The sequence below is a fragment of the Brevibacillus fortis genome, from assembly GCF_003013395.1.
Taxonomy (GTDB): domain Bacteria; phylum Bacillota; class Bacilli; order Brevibacillales; family Brevibacillaceae; genus Brevibacillus; species Brevibacillus fortis.
Genome location: NZ_PXZM01000014.1, coordinates 163,420 through 187,947, shown reverse-complemented (window position 1 = coordinate 187,947; position 24,528 = coordinate 163,420). Strand labels below are relative to the sequence as shown.

The window sequence follows — 24,528 nt, the reverse complement described above, 5'->3', positions numbered from 1 at the left end:
AAGCCACGTTTTACAAAGTGTTGTCCGTAAACATTGGCAAAGTCAGGAGGCAGCTGGTTGACATTTATCTTGCCTGTTTGTGTTTCGTGAAAAGATAAGTCTGAGTTTTTACAATGAAGTCCTTCTTTCCAGTAGTTCACAGCCTCTTCCAGATTACTCGCAGGCAATACGGTAATGTCGACGAGCCGTGCTTCCGCTGCATTTTGTTCGGGGAGAATCACGTGGGTAAATCCTGCATTTTTGGCTTCTAGCAGGATGGGAAGTACACCCGTTACAGGGCGGAGAGAGCCATCTAATGCCAATTCTCCTAAAACGAGGATTCGCTCCTGTCTGGGGTGCATTTGCTTCGAGGCGAGTAAAATTCCACAGGCAATAGCAAGGTCGAAGCCTGAGCCTTCCTTGCGCTGGTCTGCTGGTGCAAGGTTGACAGTGATTCGCTGCATTGGGTAGTCGTAGCCTGCGTTGCGTAAAGCAGCACGAACACGATCTCTCGCTTCTTTTACTGCTGAACCGCCCAGTCCGACCAAATCGAATTGAGGCAACCCATTGGCTATGTCTGTTTCTACAGTGACTACCATACCGTCAATGCCTAGCACAGTGCCTGAATAACTGCATGCGTACATGTCCTCTCCCCCTCTGGTTATAGGGTAGGAAAAGATAGAGGGGGTGGGCAAGTAAATTGGAGCTTTTGCCAAAACGTTTATCGAAATTTGTAAATATAATCCGAGAAATAGTTCTAATTACCTACTACCAATTCCATATAAAAAAACAAAACCTCTTAATCATTGATCAAGAGGCATAGTAGTAATCTTGTAAAAAAACGCTTGTAAAATAAAAATGGAATCTAGCATCCAGCTACCATGTTGTTTTAGATATCGCACTAATTAGACTAATACTTCATCGATTACTACGCACTATCTTCCCAAATATAGTTGGTCTATTCATTTCAAACTGATGAATCAGTTCTTCTCCAAAAATACTAATGGATTGCTCCCAGGGATGCCCTAAGTATCCCCACTTAAAATCTTTATTCAAAAAGAAGTAATAATCACCATCTGGGTAAAACCCTATTCTTCCACTTGCATTACCATTCTCTAGATGCGGATTGTAGAGGTAGGATTGGTGTTGCCAATCAAGTGCATAGATATATTTGTCAGACTCTGTCACCGCTCTAAAATTGGTAATACACTTCTCCTCAAGATCATCGATATCGTCATCCGTATATTCGGTAATATCAAAAGAAACAAAAGGAATCGGTAAACGATAGGAAGGCCAATCACTGCTATGGATACTTGGTTTGAAATTGAAATCCTTATAAAATTTACCCCACACTAGACGATATTGCTCATCCGACAATGGAACCCAATTTTTCATTTTACATCTCCTCTAGATAAATTATTGATATATCAATCATTTTATCTTTCTAATAACTAGGAGAAAATACAGGCCATTACTTGTAAAGCACATTGATTTCCATTTTTGAACGGACTATCCATTCCTCCATACATTTATGGAAACCTCTCACTCCAACAGGTATACTGCAATTAAACAGGTAAGGAGTTGGTTTTAGTTGATTTTTTCTGTGGATCGCCATCAAATTTCCATCCACTACGAACATGCTAAACCTTTTCATATCGACTGGGACGAAGTATACAGTGTCTCTTACTATAAGATCGATTGTATTGAATATGAAATGGGTTACCTCGTTTTTGACTTGGTATACGGGGAGTCCATTGAGATTAATGATAGTGATCCAGATTGGGAAAAAATCTTACATGATCTCGAAAAATACTTACCCTCGCAAACAAGCGATTGGAGGCATTCATTACGTGGTTGGTCGATCGACGAGGGTATCCTTTATCTTTACGAAAAAGCGTAAGAAGAAAGGTGAACTGGATTGAGAATTTTTGAACGCATTTCCTTTTACAGCGACCTGGACCTCATTACTTTATCCAACGATTTAGAACGTGTATTATTGCTGAAACCATTTGAATTTGATGGGGAAAACGATAATCGCTGGTCCTGGACTTATGATCGGGACCATATTCAGATCAATATATCTTGGCCGTACCTTTCTGAAAATCTTCAGGAATGGGACAGAACCGTACCAGATGGATGTAATTACAGTTTACTCCTGATTAGTGATTTTCCACTCATCGACTACGAACAAGACAAATACAATTCGGATTATGTCCTCGAGGTCCTAATTCCAAAATATGTAGCCGTTTTACGTAAAGTCGCTGGAGAAGTTTACTACCACTCTGGTAATCATCATGCGGAATATGTAAAAAAACCGTTCACCATCACTCCATGAATACCCTATCGTGACAGCTGCGCACTTGAGCTCAGTCACCCTAATATCCTCACTGCTTTCTCTTCAGTTCATTCAGTAGTTCAATGATCCGCTGGTTTTGATCCACCTGCGTTATGACGTTCTGGTTCAGCTTCCGAATCGCGTCGTAGATCGCAAAAAGTCCTGCCATCAGTAAAATAGCAAACAACAATTCCATACCGTTTTTACCTCCGATAATAAGAAAGACCCGCAATCGAATGCGAGTCTTTTCTCATGCTGCGATGTTCTTTCTTGAGCAAATCGACCTACTTCTGATAGACAGATATGTACTCTTTTTGCACGTGATCTGCTAACCACACGAGCTCATTTCCATGGTAAAACTTCACGCCGTCTTGCCAAGCTTGCCTCGCATCGATTCGCAAAAGTACGGGATGATCATCTCGTCTTTTCCCAACCTGCTGTGCTGTTTGGACGTCTTCAGACAGATGCACGTACTGTCTTCCTTTTGGAACAAGCCCGCTAGCCAAAATAGAATCGAGGAATCTTTGCGGCGTGCCATGAAAAAGATACGCAGGTGGTTCTTTTTCTTCCTTTTGAATCTTTTGTGGCACTGAATGTCCATAGAGGGCTCGAATTTTGCCTTGGTTGATCTCATGGCGCTTTTTTTCTGATAACGTAATCATCGTATGTAAATCTTTTTCGGTAACCGCTCGCCACTTGCGCTGTTCATGAAGTGACAAAAGCAATTGATTGATAGGAACCCATCCTTGTTCGTCTAACTCAAGCTCGTATTCATGGGGTGCATGACGAAGCGCATAGGACAATTCTTTACTTAATTTTTGATAATCCATACACTCATCTCCCATTACAGGTCATAGCCACTTCTTTTATGCAAAAAAGTAACCGAGACTCACTATTGCAGCAATAAATAAGTGAACGATGAAATTTCCTGTTACTCGAACCCATAGCTGTCCGCTTTTCATCGTCCAAAATCCATAGAGGAGCGCAACAATTAGGTAAGCCAGAACATAAACGAAAAACACAAGACTGCTCCCCTTTTTAGGACATTTGTTTTTTTATGTTCGCAATTAGCTTGTCCGCATTGTTTTCATCGTTATCAAACATAACCAGGTCTTGTAAGGCAATCCCTTCCACGGATTGAATCGCTGTAGACATAGAATCGGCCAGTTCCTGCATATCCGCTTTGTCTGCTATTTCAACATCTAGAACCAGTACTAGTTTTTTCTTCATGGTGAAAGTCCTCACTTTACGATAAGTATGGATAGTGCCATCGAGCCATATCATCCCCATTATACAAAATAATCGAGTATACATCGACAACAGCTACTAACAGCTTAATCCGGAATCTCTACATATGCGGAAACACTCGATTTTAATATCTCGATCAGCTCCTCATCCATGTACATGTATTCATCAGGAATGCCCAAGCAAATGATCCTTTTATCCATCAGTTCCGAGCTAAACTTTTCTTGTAACCGCCTTACATGTTTTTCTCCCTACAAAAAATGAGATCAGCCCAGCCGATAAGACCACCTGTTACCTTGATACGTCCATTTATTTCTGCTGCAAATGAACAGTAGCTTCATTCTTCCTCCTCATCCAAATCTTCAAACTTCCATTCCTCTGGTACCGGAAAATAAGCGTCATACTCTTTCCTGGCATTCTCGCTCCTTTTCTCTAACCATGGCCAATAATGCATGACATAGTCCTCACCAAATCCCATCCGCCAAAACAAACTATAAGGATGCTCTTCTGGAAACACTATCCATGGTGGCAAATAGAAATGCGGTTGATACTCCTCTAGGCTTTCACGTACTTCCATCCACAATTTTCCCAGATTATTTTGATCACCACTTTCGCTGTCTCCCATCCTGATAGCGTCATCTTCCGTACGTTCGATCAGGGTCGCGTCCCCAGTGGAGAGAAGAATTTCACGAATGACAGGGTACTGTTCTACTTTTGCTTGTAAAGCATTACACATGATCTCTTCTTCATCGATGGTCCCTGAACATTTCTTTGCTTGAAAATAGTGCTCGGTTGTTGGCCATATTTTCCCTTCTAACTCTATTGGATGACGAGAGAAATTGGAGAGACACCCGTACGGTTTATCCGGTTCATAAATGTGTATTTCGATAGGATGCTTGATATGTTTTCGAATGTGATCTTCCATGTATGCCTATACCTCCATCGCTAACATACTTTCCGATGATGCCTAGCTGAGATTCCACGCCTTCTGTAAATACTTCCGAAATATTTCATCCAGCTTATCTGTTGGGTCCGCCAGATCATTTGTATATTGGCTAGTCAGTGCAGTCAGACGCTCAATTTGATCCTCAATAAAGTGGTGAAGCTCTTCGATTCTTGGCTCCAGGTTCAACTCATCGCCAGCTATTTTTCTTTGGAGCAGCTCAGAAATTTTACCTTTTAGCGTCGAATCCGTTATCAGCTCTGCAACTAGCCGATCAAATCCAATCGGGGGATTCGTATGATACGTTTCAATCCAGATACAAGCGAGAATCGGGCGTAACACGTAAAAGTATTTTTTGATTTTGACTTGCTCACCTTGCAGATAGTCCCGAAAATTTCCTTTTGCCATACTGAGATAATGATACAAAGAAGCCTTTGGCGAAAATACTTCCCCTTGCAACCTTACCAGCTCATCTCGAAAGCCTAGCGTATCGAGATAAACAATATCTGACACAAGCCATTCTTGTAGGGGCGGATTCGATTTTCGATATAGCTTGAGGGCTTTTCGAATATCCCAGCCGTTTATATCTAAGAGGTCATTGATTGGTACTTCTACAACATCCCGTTTCTCGTCAATGGACAAATACCATTCCGGTTTCTTCACATAGACAAAACGTACATCATAATCACTATCTTTTGACGGAAATCCCCATGCCCGGCTTCCTGATTCAACAGCAAACAATATTTTTAAGCCATGCGCTTGTTCGATTTCTTTTAATTTTTCCAAGATAGTCTCTCTCATGACTCATTCCTCCTCTTCAACAAGTAACAGGATTTCCTTTCTTTTGGAAAAAAACTCGCTGAATCAGTTACGATTCAGCGAGTTTCCTGTCATCCATTATTTTACCGTTACTTCGATTTCCACTTCATAGCCTTTGTATTCAGCTGTAATAGTGGCCTTACCTTTCTTTTTACCTTTTACCGAACCGCTGCTGGATACTGACGCTACGGATGATTTATTGGACTTCCATTTCGCTTTAGTGCTGCTGATGTCATCGCCATCATAGGTGAGTTTGATCTTTTCGGAGTCACCCTTTTTAATGGTAATGCTTGTGTCATCTGCTTCCAGCTTGCCTGAGCTTTTGCTGTCAACTTTTACTTCAATTTCAACTTTTTCGCCTTTATACGTAGCTGTAATGGTTGCCGTACCTTTACCTTTTGCTGTAATGGTACCACTGCTGGTAACAGTTGCTACGGAAGATTTAGAGGTTTTCCAAGACGCTTTTGAATTGCTAATTGTGTCGCCATCATATCTCAGTTTTACAGTTTCTCTCTCGCCTTTTTTCAAGGTGACGCTCGTATCGTCTGCTTCCAGCATTCCTGAGGAGCTATCGACAGTCACTTCAATTTCTACTTTTTCGCCCTTGTATTGAGCAGTAATGGTAGCTTTACCTTTACCTGTTGCTGTAATCGTACCAGAGCTGCTCACTGTTGCTACTGAGGATCGGGATGTGGACCAAGATGCACTCGAGTTACCAATGCTAGAACCATCATATTTCAATGTTACGGTTTCTCTTTCCCCTTTTTTCAAGGAGATCGTGCTGTCGTTTACTTCCAATTTACCAGAGTTGTTGTAATCGACATTTACACGAATTTCGACCTTATCGCCTTTGTATGATGCTGTAATGGTAGCTGTTCCTTGGCCTTTTGCCGTAACGACACCATCATCAACAGTTGCCACGCTGGAGTTGGATGTTTTCCATGTTGCTTTTGATCCAGACAATCTTTCATCATCATAAGTTAGCTGAATCGTGTCTCTGTCGCCTTTTTTCAAAGAAATGCTGGTTTCATCTGCTTCCAGTTTACCAGAACTGTCTGTATCTACGTAAACCTCAACCTCTACTTCGTAGCCTTTGTATTTTGCAGTGATCGTTGCTGTACCTTTGCCTTTTGCAGTAACAACACCATCATCGTTTACAGTTGCTACAGAGGACTTCGAAGTTTTCCAGGTTGCTTTTGAACCAGAAAGTTTATCGTCGTCATATGTCAACTTAATCGTTTCTTTATCGCCTTTTTCCATTTTCAGCTTGGTAACATCTGCTTCCAGCTTACCATCTGAATTTCCGCCTTCAACATCAACCCGGATTTCTACTTCTTGGTCTTTGTAGCTAGCAGTAATGACTGTGCTTCCTTGTCCTACACCTTTAATTTCACCATCGTCAACAGTTGCGACAGTTTTATCCGCGGTTTTCCAAGTCGCTCTTGATCCAGGGAGACTGCTGCCTGCAAATTTCAAACTAACGTTTGTTTTTTTGCCTTTTTTAACAGAAACCTCTGTTTTCGTTGCTTCGAGAGTCTGAGCTCTGTCAACAGTCACTCTAACTGTAACTCGATAACCGTTGTATCTAGCTGTAGCAACAGTCGTTCCTACTTTCTTACCGTACACCACGCCATTGCTGACAGAAGCGATGCTGGAGCTGCCAATTTCCCAATCGACCAATGCATTATCGATAGGACTGCCATTATAAGTAAGGCGAATGGTTTCTGAATCTCCAATCGTGACATTCACCGAGCTTACGCTTGCCTTCAAGCCATTAGAAACTGAGCTTGCTACTACGCTATAAGCTTCTAGAGGTTGTGGTGTCACGACTTGTGCTGAAGCAATACCTGTCACTGAAAATTGAACAGTACAAATAGTTGCAACCGCTAAGGAGACGTTTTTCATTAAGTTACTTTTCATCTTTTTCATGTTTTTACCTCCAAATTATTTCCTATACTTGTATTGACGAATGAGATGGAAAAATGTCACACCAAATCCGCTATTTTTTTGAAAAACATTTGTTTTTCTTTCAAACGATTGTTAATAAACCGAATTCAAAAGCAAAAACAATGCCAGTTATAGGCTTGTCTGAACGAATAGATCCGTTTCATCAAAAAAAAATGCTTCCCAGCTTTTGAGCCGGAAAGCGAATGTTGATGCTTGGAGGAGTTTCATCGCGTCGAGTACAGTACATAGTACGCTGGCTCTGCGACTGATGCTGTAGACATATCCCCAATATATTCGTGGTCAGGAGCCCGTTTTTCCTAGAAAGCACTCTCATAATGCTCAATGACTGGCTTCATGAAGTCTCCACCTTGCGTTGATGCACCGGTGAAAATCGCGATGACGTCAAAACGAAACGCTGGAATTGGCTGTGCGTTTTTTTGCAAGTATTCGATAGCAAGCTCGCGCAGTTTCTGTTTCTTCTTCCAAGTAATGGACTCGCTCGCTGTTCCATAAAATTGGCTGCTCCTCGTTCGGACCTCAATGAAAACCAAACAGTTTCCGTCTAGCGCGATCAAATCCATTTCTCCACGTTTTGTTCGCACATTTCGATCGACAATGCGGAGCCCCTTGCTCACTAAATAACTTTCAGCAAGCTGTTCTCCTCTTTGACCAAGAAGACGGCGGCGATCGCTCATTTTTGGGTTCCTCCGCCTTTATCAATGCGATAGACAAAAGCAAGAATTTCTGCCACAACTTGATACAGCTGGGGAGGAATTTGTTGATCCAAATCCAGTTTGCCCAAAACCTCTACGAGTGATGGGTCCTCCTGTACCGGTATATCATGCTCCTTTGCTGTCTTCAGTATATTGTCAGCCACGTACCCCTTGCCTTTTGCCACAATCTTTGGCGCTTCCATGATACCCGCCTGGTATTTTAGCGCAACAGCCTGTTTGCGTTTTTGCTCTGAAGAGGATGCCGGCTTCATACGCGAAGGTCAACCCCTTTATAGTCAGCCAGAATCGGGCCTTTGGCTTGGATCGGACCAGTCGACTTGCCGCGCTCGGCCGGGACTGGCTGGACCCTCATAGCAGATAGATGGTAACCAACATCCTGTAATTGGTCAGCAAAACGGTCTTTGGACCCTTGAATGAGTGCTTCAACCCATGGTGTATCGTTAAAAATTTGCAAGTTAACGATTCGATTTACGATACTTACATCTATCATGGTTGTCCCCATACTTTGGAGTTCCAAATGAAAGAAAAGACGACAGTTCTCCGGATCAAGCTGTCCCGAGCCTTGCTTTTTCGACTCAATTTGGACAAAAGCCGTCTCATCCCCCTCCGCTTGGCGAATCGGAATTTGCAAAACGATTTGAGACAAAGCTTGGTTAGAGGGCTGTACCATCATCAACTGTTGTCCGGTCACTTGTTGCAGTAGTTGATCTGCCGCTTCACGCAAGGCCGTTGGAAGTGCCTGAGCTGGCGTTTGACTGATTTGCAGCAAGAGGGATTTGACTGTATCCATCTGCTTTACTGAATGGGAATCGATCGACCCTTGTGAAAATGCCTGGCCCATCAATTCTCTCTCGTGGGTTACACCTAAATGACGAAACAATTCAGCAATCGGATTAGCAGATGTGGAGTTGTTCACTGCACCAGATGCTTGAGACACCATTTGTGGAATGACTTTTTGCCCTCCATCTGTCGTTACCGCCCTTTGCTCTGCCATCTGCTTGTTTTGGATCGGCTCCTGATTCATCTGTGATGACTGAGGAATGGTCAATGGCTCATTTCGAACCATTTTTGACTCGACGCTTGGACCACTGGTCTGGTTAGGTACCAACTGATTACTTTTTCCGGTCATGTCCCTTTGGAGCGAGTCTACCTGCTTACCGGCAGCGTTTGGTCCAGGGACTGTCTCTGTGGGAGCACTTGCTGAAACAGCTTGTGATGGTGTATTACTGAAAGTCTGCATTGATGGTTGAGGTGTGGATTGCACTTGCGATAAAGGCTGACCACTCTTCGCAGGCAACGGCTGAGTTTGGCTTCCTCCAGTCGCGTTCTGCGAAGCACTTTGATTGGGCTCGGTCCCTTGTGGCATTTGTTTGACTGCCAGTCCCTTGTCTGCGTTTCCCGTGATGAGTAAAGAGAGTCCCGTCAATTTTTCTTTTAACTGACTAACGAGCTGTTTGACATCTCCTGTTGCTGCATTGGCTTGTCCGGGTACTTGTTGTGATTGGCTTTGCGGCAATGTACCAGCCGCCGTCTGTGAAGACTGTCCCTCGTTATCTAAAAAGAGCGTGGCTTGCTGCAGCAGGTTTTGTATCAGCTGACCCATCGGCCTGTCTGATAAAAAAGCTTTGAGCCCTGCAATCGTATCGGGAGTAAGCGGCAGATTTCGTTTCATGGCAGTCATGAACGCCTCAATGGTGGCATTGTCTACGCCTAATCGCCCAGCAACTGCTGAAAAAGCTTGTATGGTTTCCTTACTGACAGGAAGATTTGAACCCAATAGAGCTTGCACGATCGCTTTGTTCTCTTTCGTATCAACAATCCCAAGTGACCGCATCAGCCCTTCTAGAGATGCGTCTTTGCCAGTTCCTTCCCCGACGCTTTCCAAAACCTTCAACGTAACGACACCAGTTGATGGCTGGACCTGCAGCCAAGCTTTTTGGCCCGGTTCCAGATTTGCTTCCATTTTAGCCTGAACCTGCATTCCCCCGACTTGTACGAGCGCCATATTGTCCGGGTAATGCTTTATTACCGTGCCTTTAAACACTTGTCCGGGAGTAAGCTCAACCGGCTTCGGAGCGGATATGGGTGCTTTTTGCACGAATGATTGAATAAGTTGCGACGGGGAAAACATGCAGATCCTCCTCCTATAAGCAATATGTTACTAGCACTTTTTAGGCGTGTTCTTTTACGCCAGTGAATGTCTTGCGATGAATCGGAGTAGGTCCAAATCGAGCGATTGCTACCAGATGCTCAGGGGTGCCGTAGCCTGCGTGTTTGTCAAAGCCATAGGCTGGATATTGTTCGGCATACTGGGCCATCAATCGATCTCGGGTGACCTTCGCTACGATCGATGCGGCTGCAATCGAGACACTCTTGGCATCTCCCCCGATAATCGGAACCTGCTCGCAATCCATCCCGGTTAGCTGCACGGCGTCAATCAGTAAAGCATCTGGCGCTTTACCTGCCTGTTGGATCGCCAGCTTCATTGCCTCTTTTGTTGCAGCTAATATATTGATCGCATCGATTCTTGCTGCATCGACAATTCCGATTCCCACAGCAAGTGCATCTCTTTGAATGATTTCGCAAAAAGCTTCCCGAGTAGATACGGGTATCTTCTTCGAGTCATTCAGGCCTGGCAAGTAAAAATCCTTGGGCAGGCACACGGCACACGCGACAACCGGACCAGCCAATGGTCCTCTTCCGACTTCATCTACCCCGAATATGTATTGATGCCCCTTATCAAGCATGGCTTTCTCATATACGGTCATGTCAGCCCACATCTGTGCTAGCTTTTCTTGACGTGTAATCGCTGCCTCGGCCTGCTTCGCGAGAGTCTGTACACCCGCTCTTTTATCTTCTTTCAGCAATTGTAAAAAATCTTTGGGTACCTCGTCCAACTTTTCCATCTTCACTCGTATTTCTTTTATCGACATATCCGCTAGATTCATTGACTCATTTCTCCTTACTGATCCTCAAAGTGCCAGTTCAAAAAGACGGCTTTATGAACATCCTCTCATAGTAAAAAACCTGCCTACCGTATATGTCGATAGACAGGTTTTTGATGGCTGAAAAGCTTATTCTGGGAAAGATACTGGCTTACCAATCGGTTCGTCCATTTCCCAGTCAATCGGGCGCTCGACAGAGATCGTTCCCAGCTTGCCGGAACGCAGCTCACGCAGGAAAATTTCCGCTGCCTTGTCGTAGTCGATATTTCCGCCAGAAACGAGACATCCGCGCTTCTTCCCGATTTCTTCGAGCATTTCTACCCGATCCTCAGGCAATTCTTTTAGCTTGAAGCGTTCGATCAGGCGTTCCGGATAGTAGTGCATCATGTAGCTGATGACAAATAATGCTACCTCCGTAAAATCAATGAGCTCGTCTTTAATTGCGCCGCTTGCCGCCAATCGCAGACCTACCATCTGATCTTCAAATTTCGGCCAAAGAATACCAGGTGTATCGAGCAGCTCTAGTGTATCGCCCATTTTTACCCATTGTTGCGCCTTGGTTACCGCTGGACGATCACCTGTTGCCGCTACGGAGCGCTTGGACAAACGGTTTATGAGGGAAGACTTCCCGACATTGGGGATTCCCAAGATCATGATGCGGATGGCACGCCCTTGCATCCCCCGCTCACTGCGCTTTGCCAGCATGTCAGCAGCTAGCTCCTTACACATTTCTGGCAGCTTGCTGACACCTTTTCCACTCAGGGCATCAATCGGCAATGTGCGAATGCCTTGTTTGCGAAAATAAGCAATCCACTCATCTGTTGCCCGTTCATCCGCCAAATCTGCTTTGTTAAGTAATATCAAACGTGGTTTATCACTGACAATCTCGTCAATCATCGGATTACGGCTGGAAAGCGGCAGACGTGCATCCAGAAGCTCAATGACTACATCGATTAATTTTAGCTTTTCCGTTACTTGACGACGTGCTTTAGCCATATGGCCAGGAAACCATTGGATCGTCATGATGTCTCACCTACCTTGAAGCTTTGCGTTATCTTGTCAAGCGAATTCCCGCAACCGGCCAAAATGTAAATTCAGCTCTACCAACGAGCGTACTGACGGCAACAGGACCGATGGCTCTGCTGTCATGACTGTTCAACCTGTTGTCGCCCATCACAAAGATATGATCTGCTGGTATTTGGACTGGGGGAAAATCGTGGGTAAAGAACGGTTCTCCCTGCTGCTTCGCTTGTTCTTTTAATTGTGCAAGATACGGTTCCTCTACCACTTTGCCATTGACCAGCAGCTGATCGCTTTTGACCTCAACTGTATCACCCTCAACAGCAATGACTCTCTTGATGTAATCCCGCTCCTTTTCAGCATGGAACACGATGATTTCACCAGGCTTTGGATCTTGCAAAAAGTAAATAGCCTTGTTTACCACTAATTTTTCGCTATTATGTAATGTACTTTCCATGGATTCGCCTTCTACAATAAACGGGGCGAACAAAAAGGTACGAATGATAAACGCCAAGACTAAGGCGATCCCAAGTGCCTTTATCCATTCCCATAGTTCATTTTTCTTCTTATGACTGGAGGTTATTTCTTCGCTCATGACTTACGATCCTCCCATGAAAGCTCGTCCAACCTTTAGCTGTAACATATGTCAAGATGAACTATTTTATTTCCTATCTTTAAATGGAAAAAAGAGGCCTGGCAAGCAGGCCAGTCCTCTTTCTAAGCGTTACGCTTATCGACGAATTTCTTTAATACGAGCTGCTTTACCTACGCGATCGCGCAGATAGTACAGTTTCGCGCGACGTACTTTACCATGACGCACGATTTCGATCTTGTCGATCTTAGGCGTGTGTACTGGGAATGTACGCTCAACACCTACGCCGTAAGAAATCTTACGAGCAGTAAATGTTTCGCTGACACCTGTACCGCGACGGCGAATGCATACGCCTTCGAACAGCTGGATACGCTCACGCTGACCCTCGATAACCTTAACGTGTACACGAACAGTGTCACCAGGTCGGAACGCAGGAATGTCCTGTTTCAATTGCGCTTTTTCCAGTTCACGGATAATTTGGTTCATTTGAATTTCCTCCTTCCGATAGACGTTCTTACTCGTCTAACCCATAGGTCCAGCCGCTTAGGCTGCGTTACGAGTAGCGGACCGCCTTAGTCAGCGGGCAAAATTGCCACAAGAAATATAGTAACACAGTAGGCACAAAACAACAAGACTCTTCTCCTATTTGTTCCCTACTTTTTTTCTTGTTCCAATTCAGCCAATAGCTTTTTCATTTCAGCTGTCAGCGCAAGCTTTTCCAACAAATCTGGACGCCGTGCTTTTGTTCGACGCAACGACTCTTTTAACCGCCAGCTTTCAATATTGGCGTGGTGCCCCGACAACAGTACGTCTGGCACCTTCCAGCCACGAAACTCAGCCGGTCTTGTGTAATGAGGGTATTCGAGCAGTCCCGTTGAAAAGGAATCTTCGACAGCTGACGTCTGGTTGCCCAACGCTCCTGGTTGCAAACGAACGACACTGTCAATGACCACCATCGCCGCAAGCTCTCCCCCTGTCAGAACGTAGTCGCCAATCGAAATTTCATCTGTGACGAGATGCTCCCGAATTCGCTCGTCGTACCCTTCATAATGACCGCAAATGAAGACAAGATGTTCTTCTTGTGCCAACTCTTCTGCCAGCTTCTGATGATAAGGCACACCCTGTGGACACATTAGAATCACTCGGGGTTTTTTCTCTCCCGTCAAGGCTTCTACGGCCCGGAACAACGGCTCTGGCTTCAAGACCATTCCTCCGCCACCGCCATAAGGGGTGTCGTCTACCGTACCGTGCTTGCTCTCAGAGAAATCGCGAAAATTGGTGACGTGAAAATCAACCAGTTCTCTTTCGTTTGCCTTTCCCAAAATGCTGCTGGACAAAACACCTGTAAACATTTCGGGAAAGAGCGTAAAAATATCGATCCGCATCTGAAGTTCCTCCTACAGCAAGCCTTCCATCAGATGGCAGACCACACGTTTGTTCGCGATGTCCACTTCCTTGATGCATTCATCGATGTACGGCAGCAGAATTTCTCCGCGTTTCCCCTTCACTACCCACACATCGTTTGCTCCTGGCTGCATGACATCCACGATTTTTCCCAGTTCTTCGCCCTCGTCGGTTACCACAACGCATCCGACGAGCTGATGAATGTAGAACTCGTCCTCTTCTAATTCCATCAACGCTTCCTCTGGAATTTTCAACTCTCCGCCCTTGTACTTCTCGACATCGTTAATATGCTCATAGCCATGAAAGCTCACAATTTCAAAATTTTTATGAGAGCGGCGAGAAGCGATTTTCAATTTTAGCGGCTCACTAAGTGTCGGATGGAACAAGTACAGCTCATTTCCTTTGCGAAAACGCTGATCTGCAAAGTCAGTCGTTGGTGTTACACGCACTTCACCACGCAGGCCATGCGTATTAACCAGTTTGCCTACTCCGTAAAAACTATTTTGGCTCAACGTGTTCATTCCTCCTTTTCTTTGTTCCCATTATTCGTTTGTAACCGAATCTCATGCACCAGGCCATCTTTTATCATGATTTCCGTTCCGGACATTATTTCATCCCATACATCGCCCTCTTGAATCGTGACAGGGCTTTGAACAGTCTGGTAATCGATCTCGCTACCCTCTGGGAGATTCTCTACCTGCTGGAGAGTATATGTCAGGTTATCTATTTTTTCCTTGCGTCGACGCTCTTCCTGCGCGATTTTTTCTTGCGCCAATGCATATGTATCCGCAGACTTTTTCTTCGCCTCGGTTAAAAGCTTTTTCGATTGAAACTGCCACTGCTCCCACTCTTTACGCTGCAAACGAAGTCTCTGGCTGTACTGATCAATGAGAGCAGCACGTGATGTTTCCGTAATGATCAGTTTGACTTGTACTGTCCGAAATATAGTAAGCACCTTCGCCACTCCTTTCGGAAAAAGCATCATGGATTATGAGCATCTTGGATACTAGAAAAAAGACTGGGAAAGCTCCCAGCCTTTTCTCATACAATTTCAACCGTGACACGCTTGTCCGTTTCCACGGAAGCAGCGATCACGACCGTGCGCAGGGCTTTCGCGATTCGACCTTGCTTGCCAATAATCTTCCCCATATCATCAGGGTGCACCGACAATTCAAAGACGAGGGTTCGCTCTTTGTCCACTGCGTTAACACGAACCTCATTCGGATGATCGACGAGAGCTTTAGCGATCGTTTCGACCAGCGCTTTCATCATCAAACCTCCAGATGACCGACTTATTTGCCGTATTTGGTTTCGTGCACTTTAGCCATAACGCCTTCTTTGGAGAGAAGGTTACGAACGGTATCAGTCGGAGCTGCACCATTCAGGATCCATTGTACCGCTTTGTCGGTATCAATTTTCACCACTGCCGGTTGTGCAACCGGATTATAGTAACCGATTTCTTCAATGAAACGGCCATCACGAGGGGAACGAGAGTCAGCTACTACTACACGGTAGAAAGGAGCTTTCTTGGAACCCATACGCTTCAGACGGATTTTTACTGCCATGTTGTGTCACCTCCTGTATTAATCAACGCTAGAAGAGCATCTGCGTTGGTGCTACTATATCTGAACCATCGCGGCCAGCTGACAAGTCAGTGTCGCGAAGAGATCATGCCTACTCACTTGAACGGTGGTTTGAAGTTAAAGGGGAAGTTCATCCCGCCTTGGTTGTTGCCTCCGCCTTTACCCATGAACGGTAATCCTAAGCCTTTTTTCTTCGACTTCTTGACCATCTTGTCAGCAGCGCCTGAGAATTGCTTCATCATCTTTTTCATTTCCTCAAATTGCTTGAGGAAGCGATTGACTTCTTGAATGCTTGTTCCACTTCCGCTTGCGATGCGCTTGCGACGGTTGGCATTCAATAAATCAGGATTAGCGCGCTCTTGTTTGGTCATGGATTTGGCGATCGCTTCAACGCGGGCAATCTGCTTCTCATCCACGTTCATTTTGCCCTTCATCTTGTTCATTCCTGGCAGCATGCCGAGAATGTCTTCAAAAGGACCCAGGTTACGAAGCTGCTGCATGGAATCCAGAAACATGTCGAAGGTAAACTCACCTTGACGCATTTGGCGTTCCATATCGCGTGCTTTGTCTTCATCCACGGATGCCTGTGCTTTTTCAATCAGGCTGAGCACGTCACCCATACCCAAGATACGGGAAGCCATGCGATCCGGATGGAACGGTTCAAGCGCATCAAGCTTTTCACCCATCGCCGCGAATTTGATCGGCTTGCCAGTGACAGCTTTGACGGAAAGTGCCGCACCGCCTCGGGTATCACCGTCGAGCTTTGTGAGAACCACACCAGTCAGTTCGAGCTGGCTATTAAAGCTCTCTGCTACATTGACGGCATCTTGACCTGTCATCGCATCCACGACGAGCAAAATCTCATCGGGCTTGGTTACTTCGCGAATCTGTTTCAACTCGTCCATCAGTGCTTCATCAATGTGCAGGCGACCTGCAGTATCGATGAGAACTACGTCGAGATGATTCGTCTTCGCATGTTCAATCGCTTGGCGAGCGATATCGACAGGACTGACTTGATCACCGAGAGTGAAGACGGGAACATTTAGTTGATCCCCTAAAACCTGAAGCTGCTTGATCGCAGCAGGACGGTAAATGTCTCCCGCTACCAGAAGCGGCTTGCGGTTTTGCTTTTGCAAGTACTTCGCCAGCTTACCAGTTGTGGTCGTTTTACCTGCCCCTTGCAGACCTGCCATCATGATGACAGTCGGCGGTCGGTTCGCCATCGTGAGCTGAGCGACGTTGCCACCCATCAGAGCGACCAACTCTTCATTCACGATTTTGATCACCATTTGACCAGGAGTCAGGCTTTTCATGACTTCCTGACCGACTGCGCGCTCCTTGACGCGAGCAACGAAGTCTTTTACTACTTTAAAGTTAACGTCTGCTTCCAGCAAGGCTAGACGAACTTCACGCATCGCTTCATTCACGATGGTCTCGTCTATTTTCCCTCTGCCGCGCAGTTTGTCAAACGCGTTTTGCAGCCGATTGGCTAAGCTCTCAAACGCCATGCGAGCCCTCCTAATCCATCTCTGACAGTTGGTGGAGCAAAGTGTTCAGCTCGTCTCTTGTCTCGCTCTCCGACAGCTCAGTCACAAGCTCAGTCATGCGATTCAACACTGCCATGCGGTTTTCATGACGTTCGGCGAGGTGAAGCTTCTGATCGTATTCAAACAGTTGCTTCTCTGCCCGCTTAATATGATCATAAACAGCTTGGCGGCTAACTTCATGCATCTCGGCAATTTCTCCGAGCGATAAATCGTCCAGATAGTACAGCTCAAGATATTCTCGCTGCTTGCCCTTGAGTAGCGGCGCGTAAAAGTCAAACAAGAGGTTGACTTGATTGGTCTTTTCTAACATGAAACCAATCCTTTGCTATGAGGTACTCGATTCAAACTGTAAAGACTTTTTCTTTACAGCACGTAGATTATAGTACCTAATTCCACACCTAGTGTCAAGGTTTTTTATTGACATCATTTTTTCATCATCGAAACACTATGTTTTTACGCGTTTTCCTGCTGTTCTGTTTCATCTTTTTGAATCAATCCAGCAAACAGGGCATGCACAAATTGCTCGGGATCAAACTGCTGCAAGTCATCCATTCTTTCACCCAAACCGACGTATTTCACAGGAATGTTCAGCTCGTTGCGAATCGCAATGACGATACCGCCCTTTGCTGTACCATCCAGTTTGGTCAGGACTAAACCTGTTACACCAGCAGACTGTCCAAACGTTTTCGCCTGTGAAAGCGCATTTTGCCCAGTCGTAGCGTCCAAAACTAGCAGGACCTCGTGCGGAGCTCCTGGCAATTCGCGCTGCAATACGCGGTGAACCTTCGCCAGCTCTTCCATGAGATTGACTTTGTTTTGCAAGCGGCCTGCAGTATCGCACAACAGCACATCGACCTGTCGGGATTTCGCTGCCTGAATCGCATCGTAGATTACTGCTGCCGGATCAGAGCCTTGCTGCTGCTTGATTACGTCGACACCTACGCGCTCTCCCCAGACTTCCAGCTGTTCAATCGCTGCCGCGCGGAACGTGTCACCCGCTGCCAGCAGTACTTTTTTATTCTGCTGCTTGAACATATGCGCCATTTTACCGATCGTGGTCGTTTTCCCTACTCCGTTTACCCCTACGAACAAAATGACGTTCAGGCGACCGTCCTCTACGTTCAGAGTCGTATCCGCAGCATCATCATTTTTCAAAAGGGCAACCAGTTTTTCTGAGAGAATTGGCTGCAGATCGATCGCATTCTCGATTTTTTGCTTGCGTACTTCTGTCCGCAGGTCGTCAATGAGCTCCATCACGGTATTGACGCCAACATCGGACGTAATCAAGATTTCTTCTAATTCATCGAAAAAGTCATCGTCGATCTTTTTATAGCGACGTACGAGATCCTCTACTTTTTCTACTAGCAGGTCTCTCGTTTTCGCCAGGCCATCCGTAAACTTCTGGGTGACCTCTTCGGACTTTTGGACAATAGTATCACGAAGGCGCTTGAAAAAACTCATATTCATCTTCCTTTGCGGGTAATATCAATTGAATGGCAAATCCGTTTACGAGGCTGATTCGATAAAATTGTCACTGTCCTCTAGCTTCACGGAGACAAGTTTGGACACGCCGCCCTCCTGCATCGTGATACCGTAGAGCACGTCTGCGCTCTCCATGGTGCCTTTTCTATGTGTGACGCAAATAAATTGGGTCTGGTTACTGAAATGGTGCATGTACTCGGCGAAACGGTTAACGTTTGCCTCATCCAAAGCGGCTTCTACCTCATCCAATACACAGAATGGTACTGGCTTCACACGCAGGATGGCAAATAGCAAGGCCATTGCAGTCAACGCACGTTCGCCCCCGGATAAGAGCGCAAGATTTTGCAGCTTCTTGCCAGGTGGCTGTGCCACGATATCGATACCCGTCTCAAGCAGGTTATCTGGGTTGGACAGTACGAGATCTGCGCGTCCTCCTCCAAACAGTTGGACAAACACGTCGCGGAATTGCTCCGAGATCGCATCAAATGTTTCTTTGAAGCGGCGCGACATCTCAGCGTCCATTTCTTGAATCACTTGATAGAGCATGTCTTTTGCTTCATTCAAATCAGCTTCCTGCGAGCTTAAGAACTGCTGACGCTCGGACAAGCGCTCATATTCCTCAATCGCGCCGAGATTCACAGTGCCAAGTGCCCCAATCTGCTTTTTGAGACGATTGACCACTTGTGTCTCTTCCTGAATCTCGCCACGTACCGGATATTTTTGCTTCGCCAGGTCGTAGCTCATTTCGTATTCTTCGGAGAGTTTATTCAACAGATGATCGAGCTCTACCTCATTGCGGTTGACTTTTACTTCTTCCTGATGAAGCTTTTCCTCGAGCGATTTAACCTCGCGGCGGATTTCCTTCACCTGCTGTTCCACTTGCTCCTGTTTGTAAAAGAGAGTCGCCCGCTCACTTCGCCGTTCTTGAATCAAGCCAGCTACACGGTCTTTATCCTGTCGCAGTTCGCTAATGCGCTGATCCAGTTCAAGCCCGGACGATTCGTTCGTACGCTCCAGCTCATCAAGAGATGCCAAGTTCGCATTTTGTTCTTCCCATTCGTGCTGCAACTGGCTTTTTTGCTCCTGCAAGCGTTCGGTTTGCTCCAAGCGTGATTGATACTCTTGCTTGACCTGTGCATTCAGTACTTTGAGACTGGTTATTTTTTGATTCATTTCTTCTTTGGATTCGAGCTGCTCCTGGCGTTTCGCCTCTGCTTCTGCAATCCGCGCACCGAGCTCTTTTTCCTCTTGCTCCATGGCAGTCAGAGAGGCTTGGAGCTGCTCTTGCTTGCGCTTGGCTTCTTCCATCTCGCGGCGATAGCCTTCAATATCTTGTTCAACAAGCTTTGCTCGCTCGCCCAAGGATCTGCCTTCCGAATCTTTTTGCTGCAAGAGCCCTTTTACTTCCTGTTCTTTCAGTCGCAGACTCTCGCCTTCTGTACGCAGAGCTTCTTGCTCCTGCTCCATTTGCGCCAGTTCCTTCGTTAGCTGCTCCATTAGAGTAGTATGTCCAGAAATTGCCTGCTCGATTTCTACCAGCTGCGCTTCCAGCTCTTCTGATTGACGGTTACGTCCAAGCAGGTTCGTGCTGTTCTTTTTCAAGGCCCCCCCGGTCATGGAACCACCAGCATTCACGATATCGCCTTCTAGCGTCACGACGCGATAGCGGTAGCCAAGAGTACGAGCGACACGGTTTGCCTGCTCCAGCTTTTCCGTAATAATGACGCTGCCCAAAAGACTTTCTAGGATTGGGCGGTACGCTTCCTCAAAGGTCACGAGCTCACTCGCGATACCGACGACTCCGCTCTCCCCTTCCAGCAGGCGCTTATCGCTTGCCTGCAAGGTGCGAGGACGGATGACATCGAGCGGTAGAAATGTCGCCCTCCCTGCATTGTGCTGCTTCAAGTGAGCAATGGCTGCACGACCCGATGCTTCGTTGTCCACAACGACGTTTTGCAGGGCGCCACCCAATGCGACTTCCATCGCTGTCTCGTATTGCTGTGGAACGACAACGAGCTCAGCGACCGCTCCATGGATCCCTTTGAAGCCCCGCTCGCGTGCTTTCAAAATTTCTTTTACCCCTTGCTGAAACCCTGCGAACTCCGACTGCATTTCTTTTAACATGTCAAAACGCGACTTCGCGGCTTCCCGCTTTTGTTCCCAGTGACGCAGCTCTCGACGGGCTGTTTCGAGGCGGGCTTGTCCTTCGCGCATGCCTTCGACCAGCTCTTTGTATCTAACGGCTGTTTCTTGAATGGTAGAAACGATCTTCTCCAGTTGATCTTGGAGCTGGCTCAGCTGAGCTTGTCGCTGCTCTTCTTCCTGATCGAGCTGTTTCTTTCCAGACAACTGACGTTCAACTCTTGCCTCGCTTGTCTTGAGAAGCTGCTCTTGATGGCGATTTTCGTTACGCAGATTCGCCATTTCATTGAGTTTTTCAAAGTAATCACTCTTCAAACGCTCTACATCATCTGTCAGTGATTGCACCATGGAAAAAAATTGACCTTCTGCTTCTTGCAACGAAGCGTGGGCTTCTGTCATTCGACGATCCGCTTCCTTGGCCCGCTCTTGTTCTTCTGTCAGTTCTGCCTCAAGACCGTGCTGCTTCTCAGTAATCCGATGCATCTGCTCCATCGTTTGCTGACGATTGGCATTGAGATTGCGCATACGCTCCCGCAATACCTCACGCTGCCCCTCGACTTTCTCAGTCTCTTCACTGACTGTCAAAAGTACTTGTTGCAGCTCTTCGATAGATTGGTCAATTTGAGTGACATGAAAACGCGCTTGCTCCAAATCAGCATCTTGCTTGGATGCTTCGGTCGTTTGTCCGATTAACAGGTGCTTGAGTTCCTCTACGCGTCCTGTGGCTGCTTCCCACTTCGTATGAGCTGCTTCAATTTGCTGCACGTAAAGAGCTACTTCATGCTCAATCAGCTTGCGATGAAGCTCCTTGTACGTCTTGGCTGTTTCTGCCTGCTCCTGCAAAGGTCCGATCTGCTCCGTAATTTCACTGACGATATCGTGAATGCGCACCAGATTTTGCTCGGTGTCATCGAGCTTTTTCTCTGCCTCGCGCTTACGTGTTTTGTATTTGACGATTCCGGCTGCTTCTTCAAATATTCCACGGCGATCCTCGGACTTGGTACTGAGAATTTCCTCAATTTTTCCTTGACCGATAATGGAATACGCTTCTTTTCCCAGCCCGGTATCCATGAACAGCTCCATGATGTCTTTTAGACGGCAGGATCTGTTGTTTATGTAGTACTCACTGTCACCAGAACGATACACTCTGCGGGTAACGGACACCTCCGAATATTCCACATCGAGTGAACGATCTGTGTTGTCCAAGGTGAGTGTCACTTCTGCGAAATTCACTGGCTTGCGCTTGTCACTACCCGCGAAAATAATGTCTTCCATTTTCGCTCCACGCAACGACTTCGCGCTCTGTTCCCCCAGCACCCAGCGGATCGAATCAGAAACGTTACTTTTCCCACTACCATTCGGTCCAACTACGGCTGTTACCCCTGGTACAAATTCCAATTCCGTGCGATCGGCAAAGGACTTGAATCCAGCCAGCTCCAGGCGTTTCAAATACATACTTACGGTCCTCCTTAAGAAACCATCCAAGACTGCCTGCCAAACTGACAGATTTCAAACATGCAAGGATCGGATGGTACCCGAAAAGAAGCCCCTGCATCGAACAGGAGCTACCTACTACGAGCCTACATGGTCATCTGTAGGTAAGTGTATCATAGATAGCGGTCATCTCGCAGTATTTTCCCTATGTTTCCCACTCGAAAGAAAAAAGCTGCACCATCTTGTAGCAGATGATGCAGCCCTTCTCGCTGACGAGTGATTATTTATCCCCCAGCTTGACCAACGCTCGTGCAGCAGCTTGCTGTTCCGCTTCCTTTTTGGAGCGGCCAGAGCCGATGCCAAGCGAACGATTGTTCAAAAGCACCTCAGATACGAATTCTCGATTATGAGCTGGTCCTTTTTCTTCTACAATTCGGTAATGGATGTCTCCCAGATTGTCTTGTTGAACAAATTCCTGCAACTGGCTCTTGAAGTCGGTTACCTGGGCAAACTCTCCCTTGTCGATGCGCGGGTAAACGTATTTTTCCATAAAAGAAAAGACAGCATCCAACCCCTGATCCAAGTAAAGCGCACCTACAAATGCCTCAAAAACGTCCGCTAGCAAGGCTGGTCGCTGACGTCCTCCTGTCAGCTCTTCCCCTTTTCCCAGCAATACGAGATCGCCAAAATTCAACAGTTCAGCAAACTTGACGAGAGAAGGTTCACAGACAATGGCCGCACGCAGCTTCGTCATTTCCCCTTCGCTCATCTTCGGAAAAGTTTTATATAAAAACTGGGAGACGGTCAATTCCAACACAGCATCCCCCAAAAACTCCAGCCGCTCATTGTCTGATATTCGTTTGCCGCGTTGCTCGTTCACGTAGGAAGAATGGGTGAATGCCTGCCGCAAAACACTTTCATCGCGAAAGCGAAAGCCTATCGTTTCTTGCAGCTGTGCAAAATTCATCACCCTCACCACCATTCCAGGAGACTGCCTACTTTTTCTCTCAGTAGGGCTCATTTATGCTTCGTATCGCTTCAGGATTACCGTTGCATTGTGACCGCCGAATCCAAATGTATTGGAAACAGCCACATTGACGGTCGCCTTGCGCGCATGGTTTGGAACATAGTCCAGATCACATTCTGGATCCGGGTTTTCCAAGTTGATTGTTGGAGGCAGTACTTGATCACGCAGCGCATATGCCGTCGCGATTGCCTCGACACCACCTGTAGCACCCAGCAGATGGCCTGTCATCGATTTGGTCGAGCTGACAGCCAGCTTGTAGGCATGCTCGCCAAACACACTCTTGATTGCTTGTGTTTCTGCGATATCGCCTTGGCCAGTGGAGGTACCATGTGCATTAATATAGTTTACCTCAGATGGGTCTACGCCAGCGTCTTTCAGAGCGCTTGCCATGCAACGTGCTGCTCCTTCGCCACCTGGAGATGGAGAAGTAATATGGTGAGCATCTGCACTCATCCCGTAACCAATGACTTCCGCGATGATCGTTGCTCCACGTTTTTTTGCATGCTCGAGCTCTTCCAGGATCAGAACGCCAGCGCCTTCACCCATAACGAAGCCATCGCGATCTTTGTCAAACGGACGGCTTGCTTTTTGTGGCTCATCGTTACTGGTGGACATCGCCTTCGCTGAGCAGAAGCCTGCAAATGCCATTGGTCGCACGGTTGCTTCTGCCCCACCTGCGATCATGACATCTGCGTGATCGAACTGGATCAGACGAAGTGCATCACCAATCGCATTTGTACCTGTCGCACAAGCGGTAATCGCACTGGAAGTTGGTCCTTTTGCACCGTATTGAATGGATACTGCACCAGACGCCATGTTTGCAATCAGCATCGGAATGAAGAACGGACTCACTCGACGCGGTCCTTTTTCCAACAATACGGAATGCTGTTCTTCCCATGTAGTCAGACCACCGATTCCGGACCCGATGTATACACCCACTCGTTCCGCATTTTCTGGCGTGATCTCCAGTTTTGCATCTTCTACAGCCATTTTGGCAGCAGCTAATCCAAACTGAACGAATCGGTCTGTACGTCGGATATCTTTCTTGTCCATATACTGCTCAGGATCGAAGTTTTTCACTTCGCCTGCAATTTGTGTTGGATAATCAGAAGCGTCAAAAGCAGTCAGACGGTCAATGCCTGATTTTCCTTCCAGCAAGCTGTTCCAAAAAGTCTGCGCGTCATTTCCCACTGGAGAAACGACACCAACGCCCGTAATCACCACTCTGCGTTTCATTGTGCAATCACCTCTATATGAAAGTCCAGCAGTCAGTTTCTTACATTCACTTCATGCAAAACGTGTATTTGTTTGGAATATGTAACAGGTGGCCATTGAAGGAGAAGTCCCGTA

General features: G+C 46.4%; 28 protein-coding genes. 2 read left to right on the top strand and 26 right to left on the bottom strand.

Annotated elements, in window-relative coordinates; translation table 11 throughout:
- Both C7R93_RS11230 and C7R93_RS11225 read right to left on the bottom strand, forming a co-directional pair.
- The coding region (locus C7R93_RS11230) for a magnesium chelatase domain-containing protein (RefSeq protein ID WP_279629445.1) at positions 1-623 on the bottom strand (623 nt) is incomplete at its 3' end.
- 274 nt (positions 624-897) lie between these two features.
- On the bottom strand, positions 898-1,374 hold the full coding sequence (locus C7R93_RS11225) for a DUF2716 domain-containing protein (RefSeq protein ID WP_106838876.1): 477 nt from the start codon (positions 1,372-1,374) through the stop codon (positions 898-900).
- A 196-nt stretch (positions 1,375-1,570) separates the two neighbouring features.
- On the opposite strand from C7R93_RS11225, the gene C7R93_RS11220 reads away from it, so the two are divergent.
- Both C7R93_RS11220 and C7R93_RS11215 read left to right on the top strand, forming a co-directional pair.
- Positions 1,571-1,879 (top strand): hypothetical protein, encoded by a 309-nt coding sequence (locus C7R93_RS11220; RefSeq protein ID WP_106838875.1) that lies wholly within the window; start codon positions 1,571-1,573, stop codon positions 1,877-1,879.
- An 18-nt stretch (positions 1,880-1,897) separates the two neighbouring features.
- Positions 1,898-2,314, top strand: coding sequence for a hypothetical protein (locus C7R93_RS11215; protein ID WP_106838874.1), 417 nt, complete (start codon positions 1,898-1,900; stop codon positions 2,312-2,314).
- Between the two features lie 49 nt (positions 2,315-2,363).
- Here the strand turns inward: C7R93_RS11215 and C7R93_RS30260 are convergent, their stop codons facing one another.
- From C7R93_RS30260 to fabF, 24 genes are all read right to left on the bottom strand, one after another.
- The gene (locus tag C7R93_RS30260) at positions 2,364-2,510 is read right to left on the bottom strand and encodes a hypothetical protein (RefSeq protein WP_167402456.1); all 147 of its coding nucleotides are present in this window, start codon (positions 2,508-2,510) and stop codon (positions 2,364-2,366) included.
- Positions 2,511-2,598: 88 nt separating this feature from the next.
- Positions 2,599-3,144, bottom strand: a complete 546-nt coding sequence (locus tag C7R93_RS11210; protein WP_106838873.1) for an RNA 2'-phosphotransferase — start codon at positions 3,142-3,144, stop codon at positions 2,599-2,601.
- A gap of 208 nt (positions 3,145-3,352) precedes the next feature.
- Positions 3,353-3,544, bottom strand: a complete 192-nt coding sequence (locus C7R93_RS11205) for a hypothetical protein (protein WP_106838872.1) — start codon at positions 3,542-3,544, stop codon at positions 3,353-3,355.
- A gap of 352 nt (positions 3,545-3,896) precedes the next feature.
- Positions 3,897-4,484 carry an NADAR family protein gene (locus C7R93_RS11195; RefSeq protein WP_106838871.1) on the bottom strand — a complete coding sequence of 196 codons (588 nt, stop codon included), beginning with the start codon at positions 4,482-4,484 and terminating at the stop codon, positions 3,897-3,899.
- 42 nt (positions 4,485-4,526) lie between these two features.
- Positions 4,527-5,303: a nucleotidyltransferase domain-containing protein gene (locus tag C7R93_RS11190; protein ID WP_106838870.1), complete on the bottom strand. Its 777-nt coding sequence runs from the start codon at positions 5,301-5,303 to the stop codon at positions 4,527-4,529.
- A 96-nt stretch (positions 5,304-5,399) separates the two neighbouring features.
- Positions 5,400-7,250 (bottom strand): Ig-like domain-containing protein, encoded by a 1,851-nt coding sequence (locus tag C7R93_RS11185; RefSeq protein WP_106838869.1) that lies wholly within the window; start codon positions 7,248-7,250, stop codon positions 5,400-5,402.
- 335 nt (positions 7,251-7,585) lie between these two features.
- The gene (locus tag C7R93_RS11180; RefSeq protein WP_106838868.1) at positions 7,586-7,963 is read right to left on the bottom strand and encodes a YraN family protein; all 378 of its coding nucleotides are present in this window, start codon (positions 7,961-7,963) and stop codon (positions 7,586-7,588) included.
- Positions 7,960-8,253 (bottom strand): EscU/YscU/HrcU family type III secretion system export apparatus switch protein, encoded by a 294-nt coding sequence (locus tag C7R93_RS11175; RefSeq protein WP_106838867.1) that lies wholly within the window; start codon positions 8,251-8,253, stop codon positions 7,960-7,962. Before C7R93_RS11175 ends, C7R93_RS11180 begins: the two co-directional genes overlap by 4 nt.
- Positions 8,250-10,133 (bottom strand): hypothetical protein, encoded by a 1,884-nt coding sequence (locus C7R93_RS11170; RefSeq protein WP_106838866.1) that lies wholly within the window; start codon positions 10,131-10,133, stop codon positions 8,250-8,252. Before C7R93_RS11170 ends, C7R93_RS11175 begins: the two co-directional genes overlap by 4 nt.
- 40 nt (positions 10,134-10,173) lie before the next feature.
- Positions 10,174-10,950: a ribonuclease HII gene (locus C7R93_RS11165; RefSeq protein WP_106838865.1), complete on the bottom strand. Its 777-nt coding sequence runs from the start codon at positions 10,948-10,950 to the stop codon at positions 10,174-10,176.
- 126 nt (positions 10,951-11,076) lie between these two features.
- Complete coding sequence (gene ylqF, locus C7R93_RS11160) at positions 11,077-11,970, bottom strand: ribosome biogenesis GTPase YlqF (protein WP_007719698.1); 894 nt, start codon at positions 11,968-11,970, stop codon at positions 11,077-11,079.
- Between the two features lie 28 nt (positions 11,971-11,998).
- Entirely contained in the window at positions 11,999-12,562 is a 564-nt protein-coding gene (lepB, locus tag C7R93_RS11155) for a signal peptidase I (RefSeq protein WP_106838864.1), read from the bottom strand.
- A gap of 135 nt (positions 12,563-12,697) precedes the next feature.
- Complete coding sequence (gene rplS / locus C7R93_RS11150; protein ID WP_007719703.1) at positions 12,698-13,045, bottom strand: 50S ribosomal protein L19; 348 nt, start codon at positions 13,043-13,045, stop codon at positions 12,698-12,700.
- 167 nt (positions 13,046-13,212) lie between these two features.
- Entirely contained in the window at positions 13,213-13,944 is a 732-nt protein-coding gene (gene trmD, locus C7R93_RS11145) for a tRNA (guanosine(37)-N1)-methyltransferase TrmD (RefSeq protein WP_106838863.1), read from the bottom strand.
- A gap of 12 nt (positions 13,945-13,956) precedes the next feature.
- On the bottom strand, positions 13,957-14,484 hold the full coding sequence (gene rimM, locus C7R93_RS11140; RefSeq protein ID WP_106838862.1) for a ribosome maturation factor RimM: 528 nt from the start codon (positions 14,482-14,484) through the stop codon (positions 13,957-13,959).
- Positions 14,481-14,918, bottom strand: coding sequence for a YlqD family protein (locus tag C7R93_RS11135; protein WP_106838888.1), 438 nt, complete (start codon positions 14,916-14,918; stop codon positions 14,481-14,483). Before C7R93_RS11135 ends, rimM begins: the two co-directional genes overlap by 4 nt.
- Positions 14,919-15,004: 86 nt before the next feature.
- A complete protein-coding gene (locus C7R93_RS11130; protein ID WP_007719711.1) occupies positions 15,005-15,232 on the bottom strand; it encodes a KH domain-containing protein in 228 nt (75 codons plus the stop codon).
- A 23-nt stretch (positions 15,233-15,255) separates the two neighbouring features.
- Positions 15,256-15,528 carry a 30S ribosomal protein S16 gene (gene rpsP, locus C7R93_RS11125; RefSeq protein WP_007719713.1) on the bottom strand — a complete coding sequence of 91 codons (273 nt, stop codon included), beginning with the start codon at positions 15,526-15,528 and terminating at the stop codon, positions 15,256-15,258.
- Positions 15,529-15,641: 113 nt separating this feature from the next.
- A complete protein-coding gene (gene ffh, locus C7R93_RS11120; protein WP_106838861.1) occupies positions 15,642-17,054 on the bottom strand; it encodes a signal recognition particle protein in 1,413 nt (470 codons plus the stop codon).
- A gap of 10 nt (positions 17,055-17,064) precedes the next feature.
- Positions 17,065-17,403, bottom strand: a complete 339-nt coding sequence (locus C7R93_RS11115) for a putative DNA-binding protein (protein WP_106838860.1) — start codon at positions 17,401-17,403, stop codon at positions 17,065-17,067.
- A gap of 143 nt (positions 17,404-17,546) precedes the next feature.
- On the bottom strand, positions 17,547-18,554 hold the full coding sequence (gene ftsY, locus C7R93_RS11110) for a signal recognition particle-docking protein FtsY (protein ID WP_106838859.1): 1,008 nt from the start codon (positions 18,552-18,554) through the stop codon (positions 17,547-17,549).
- 45 nt (positions 18,555-18,599) lie between these two features.
- The gene (smc, locus tag C7R93_RS11105) at positions 18,600-22,172 is read right to left on the bottom strand and encodes a chromosome segregation protein SMC (protein WP_106838858.1); all 3,573 of its coding nucleotides are present in this window, start codon (positions 22,170-22,172) and stop codon (positions 18,600-18,602) included.
- Positions 22,173-22,431: 259 nt separating this feature from the next.
- Entirely contained in the window at positions 22,432-23,118 is a 687-nt protein-coding gene (gene rnc / locus C7R93_RS11100; RefSeq protein ID WP_026043146.1) for a ribonuclease III, read from the bottom strand.
- Between the two features lie 54 nt (positions 23,119-23,172).
- Entirely contained in the window at positions 23,173-24,414 is a 1,242-nt protein-coding gene (fabF, locus tag C7R93_RS11095) for a beta-ketoacyl-ACP synthase II (protein ID WP_106838856.1), read from the bottom strand.
- Positions 24,415-24,528 lie beyond the last annotated feature (114 nt).

Coding starts and splice junctions, on each gene's coding strand:
- lepB (WP_106838864.1), bottom strand. CDS start 12,562: ATGAGCGAAGAAATAACCTCCAGTCATAAGAAGAAAAATGAACTATGG.
- C7R93_RS11165 (WP_106838865.1), bottom strand. CDS start 10,950: ATGAATCTAGCGGATATGTCGATAAAAGAAATACGAGTGAAGATGGAA.
- rpsP (WP_007719713.1), bottom strand. CDS start 15,528: ATGGCAGTAAAAATCCGTCTGAAGCGTATGGGTTCCAAGAAAGCTCCT.
- ffh (WP_106838861.1), bottom strand. CDS start 17,054: ATGGCGTTTGAGAGCTTAGCCAATCGGCTGCAAAACGCGTTTGACAAA.
- C7R93_RS30260 (WP_167402456.1), bottom strand. CDS start 2,510: ATGGAATTGTTGTTTGCTATTTTACTGATGGCAGGACTTTTTGCGATC.
- trmD (WP_106838863.1), bottom strand. CDS start 13,944: ATGCGGATCGATATTTTTACGCTCTTTCCCGAAATGTTTACAGGTGTT.
- C7R93_RS11185 (WP_106838869.1), bottom strand. CDS start 7,250: ATGAAAAAGATGAAAAGTAACTTAATGAAAAACGTCTCCTTAGCGGTT.
- ylqF (WP_007719698.1), bottom strand. CDS start 11,970: ATGACGATCCAATGGTTTCCTGGCCATATGGCTAAAGCACGTCGTCAA.
- fabF (WP_106838856.1), bottom strand. CDS start 24,414: ATGAAACGCAGAGTGGTGATTACGGGCGTTGGTGTCGTTTCTCCAGTG.
- C7R93_RS11170 (WP_106838866.1), bottom strand. CDS start 10,133: ATGTTTTCCCCGTCGCAACTTATTCAATCATTCGTGCAAAAAGCACCC.
- C7R93_RS11175 (WP_106838867.1), bottom strand. CDS start 8,253: ATGAAGCCGGCATCCTCTTCAGAGCAAAAACGCAAACAGGCTGTTGCG.
- C7R93_RS11205 (WP_106838872.1), bottom strand. CDS start 3,544: ATGAAGAAAAAACTAGTACTGGTTCTAGATGTTGAAATAGCAGACAAA.
- C7R93_RS11115 (WP_106838860.1), bottom strand. CDS start 17,403: ATGTTAGAAAAGACCAATCAAGTCAACCTCTTGTTTGACTTTTACGCG.
- C7R93_RS11195 (WP_106838871.1), bottom strand. CDS start 4,484: ATGGAAGATCACATTCGAAAACATATCAAGCATCCTATCGAAATACAC.
- C7R93_RS11130 (WP_007719711.1), bottom strand. CDS start 15,232: ATGAAAGCGCTGGTCGAAACGATCGCTAAAGCTCTCGTCGATCATCCG.
- rplS (WP_007719703.1), bottom strand. CDS start 13,045: ATGAACCAAATTATCCGTGAACTGGAAAAAGCGCAATTGAAACAGGAC.
- smc (WP_106838858.1), bottom strand. CDS start 22,172: ATGTATTTGAAACGCCTGGAGCTGGCTGGATTCAAGTCCTTTGCCGAT.
- C7R93_RS11180 (WP_106838868.1), bottom strand. CDS start 7,963: ATGAGCGATCGCCGCCGTCTTCTTGGTCAAAGAGGAGAACAGCTTGCT.
- rnc (WP_026043146.1), bottom strand. CDS start 23,118: ATGAATTTTGCACAGCTGCAAGAAACGATAGGCTTTCGCTTTCGCGAT.
- ftsY (WP_106838859.1), bottom strand. CDS start 18,554: ATGAGTTTTTTCAAGCGCCTTCGTGATACTATTGTCCAAAAGTCCGAA.
- rimM (WP_106838862.1), bottom strand. CDS start 14,484: ATGAACACGTTGAGCCAAAATAGTTTTTACGGAGTAGGCAAACTGGTT.
- C7R93_RS11190 (WP_106838870.1), bottom strand. CDS start 5,303: ATGAGAGAGACTATCTTGGAAAAATTAAAAGAAATCGAACAAGCGCAT.
- C7R93_RS11225 (WP_106838876.1), bottom strand. CDS start 1,374: ATGAAAAATTGGGTTCCATTGTCGGATGAGCAATATCGTCTAGTGTGG.
- C7R93_RS11210 (WP_106838873.1), bottom strand. CDS start 3,144: ATGGATTATCAAAAATTAAGTAAAGAATTGTCCTATGCGCTTCGTCAT.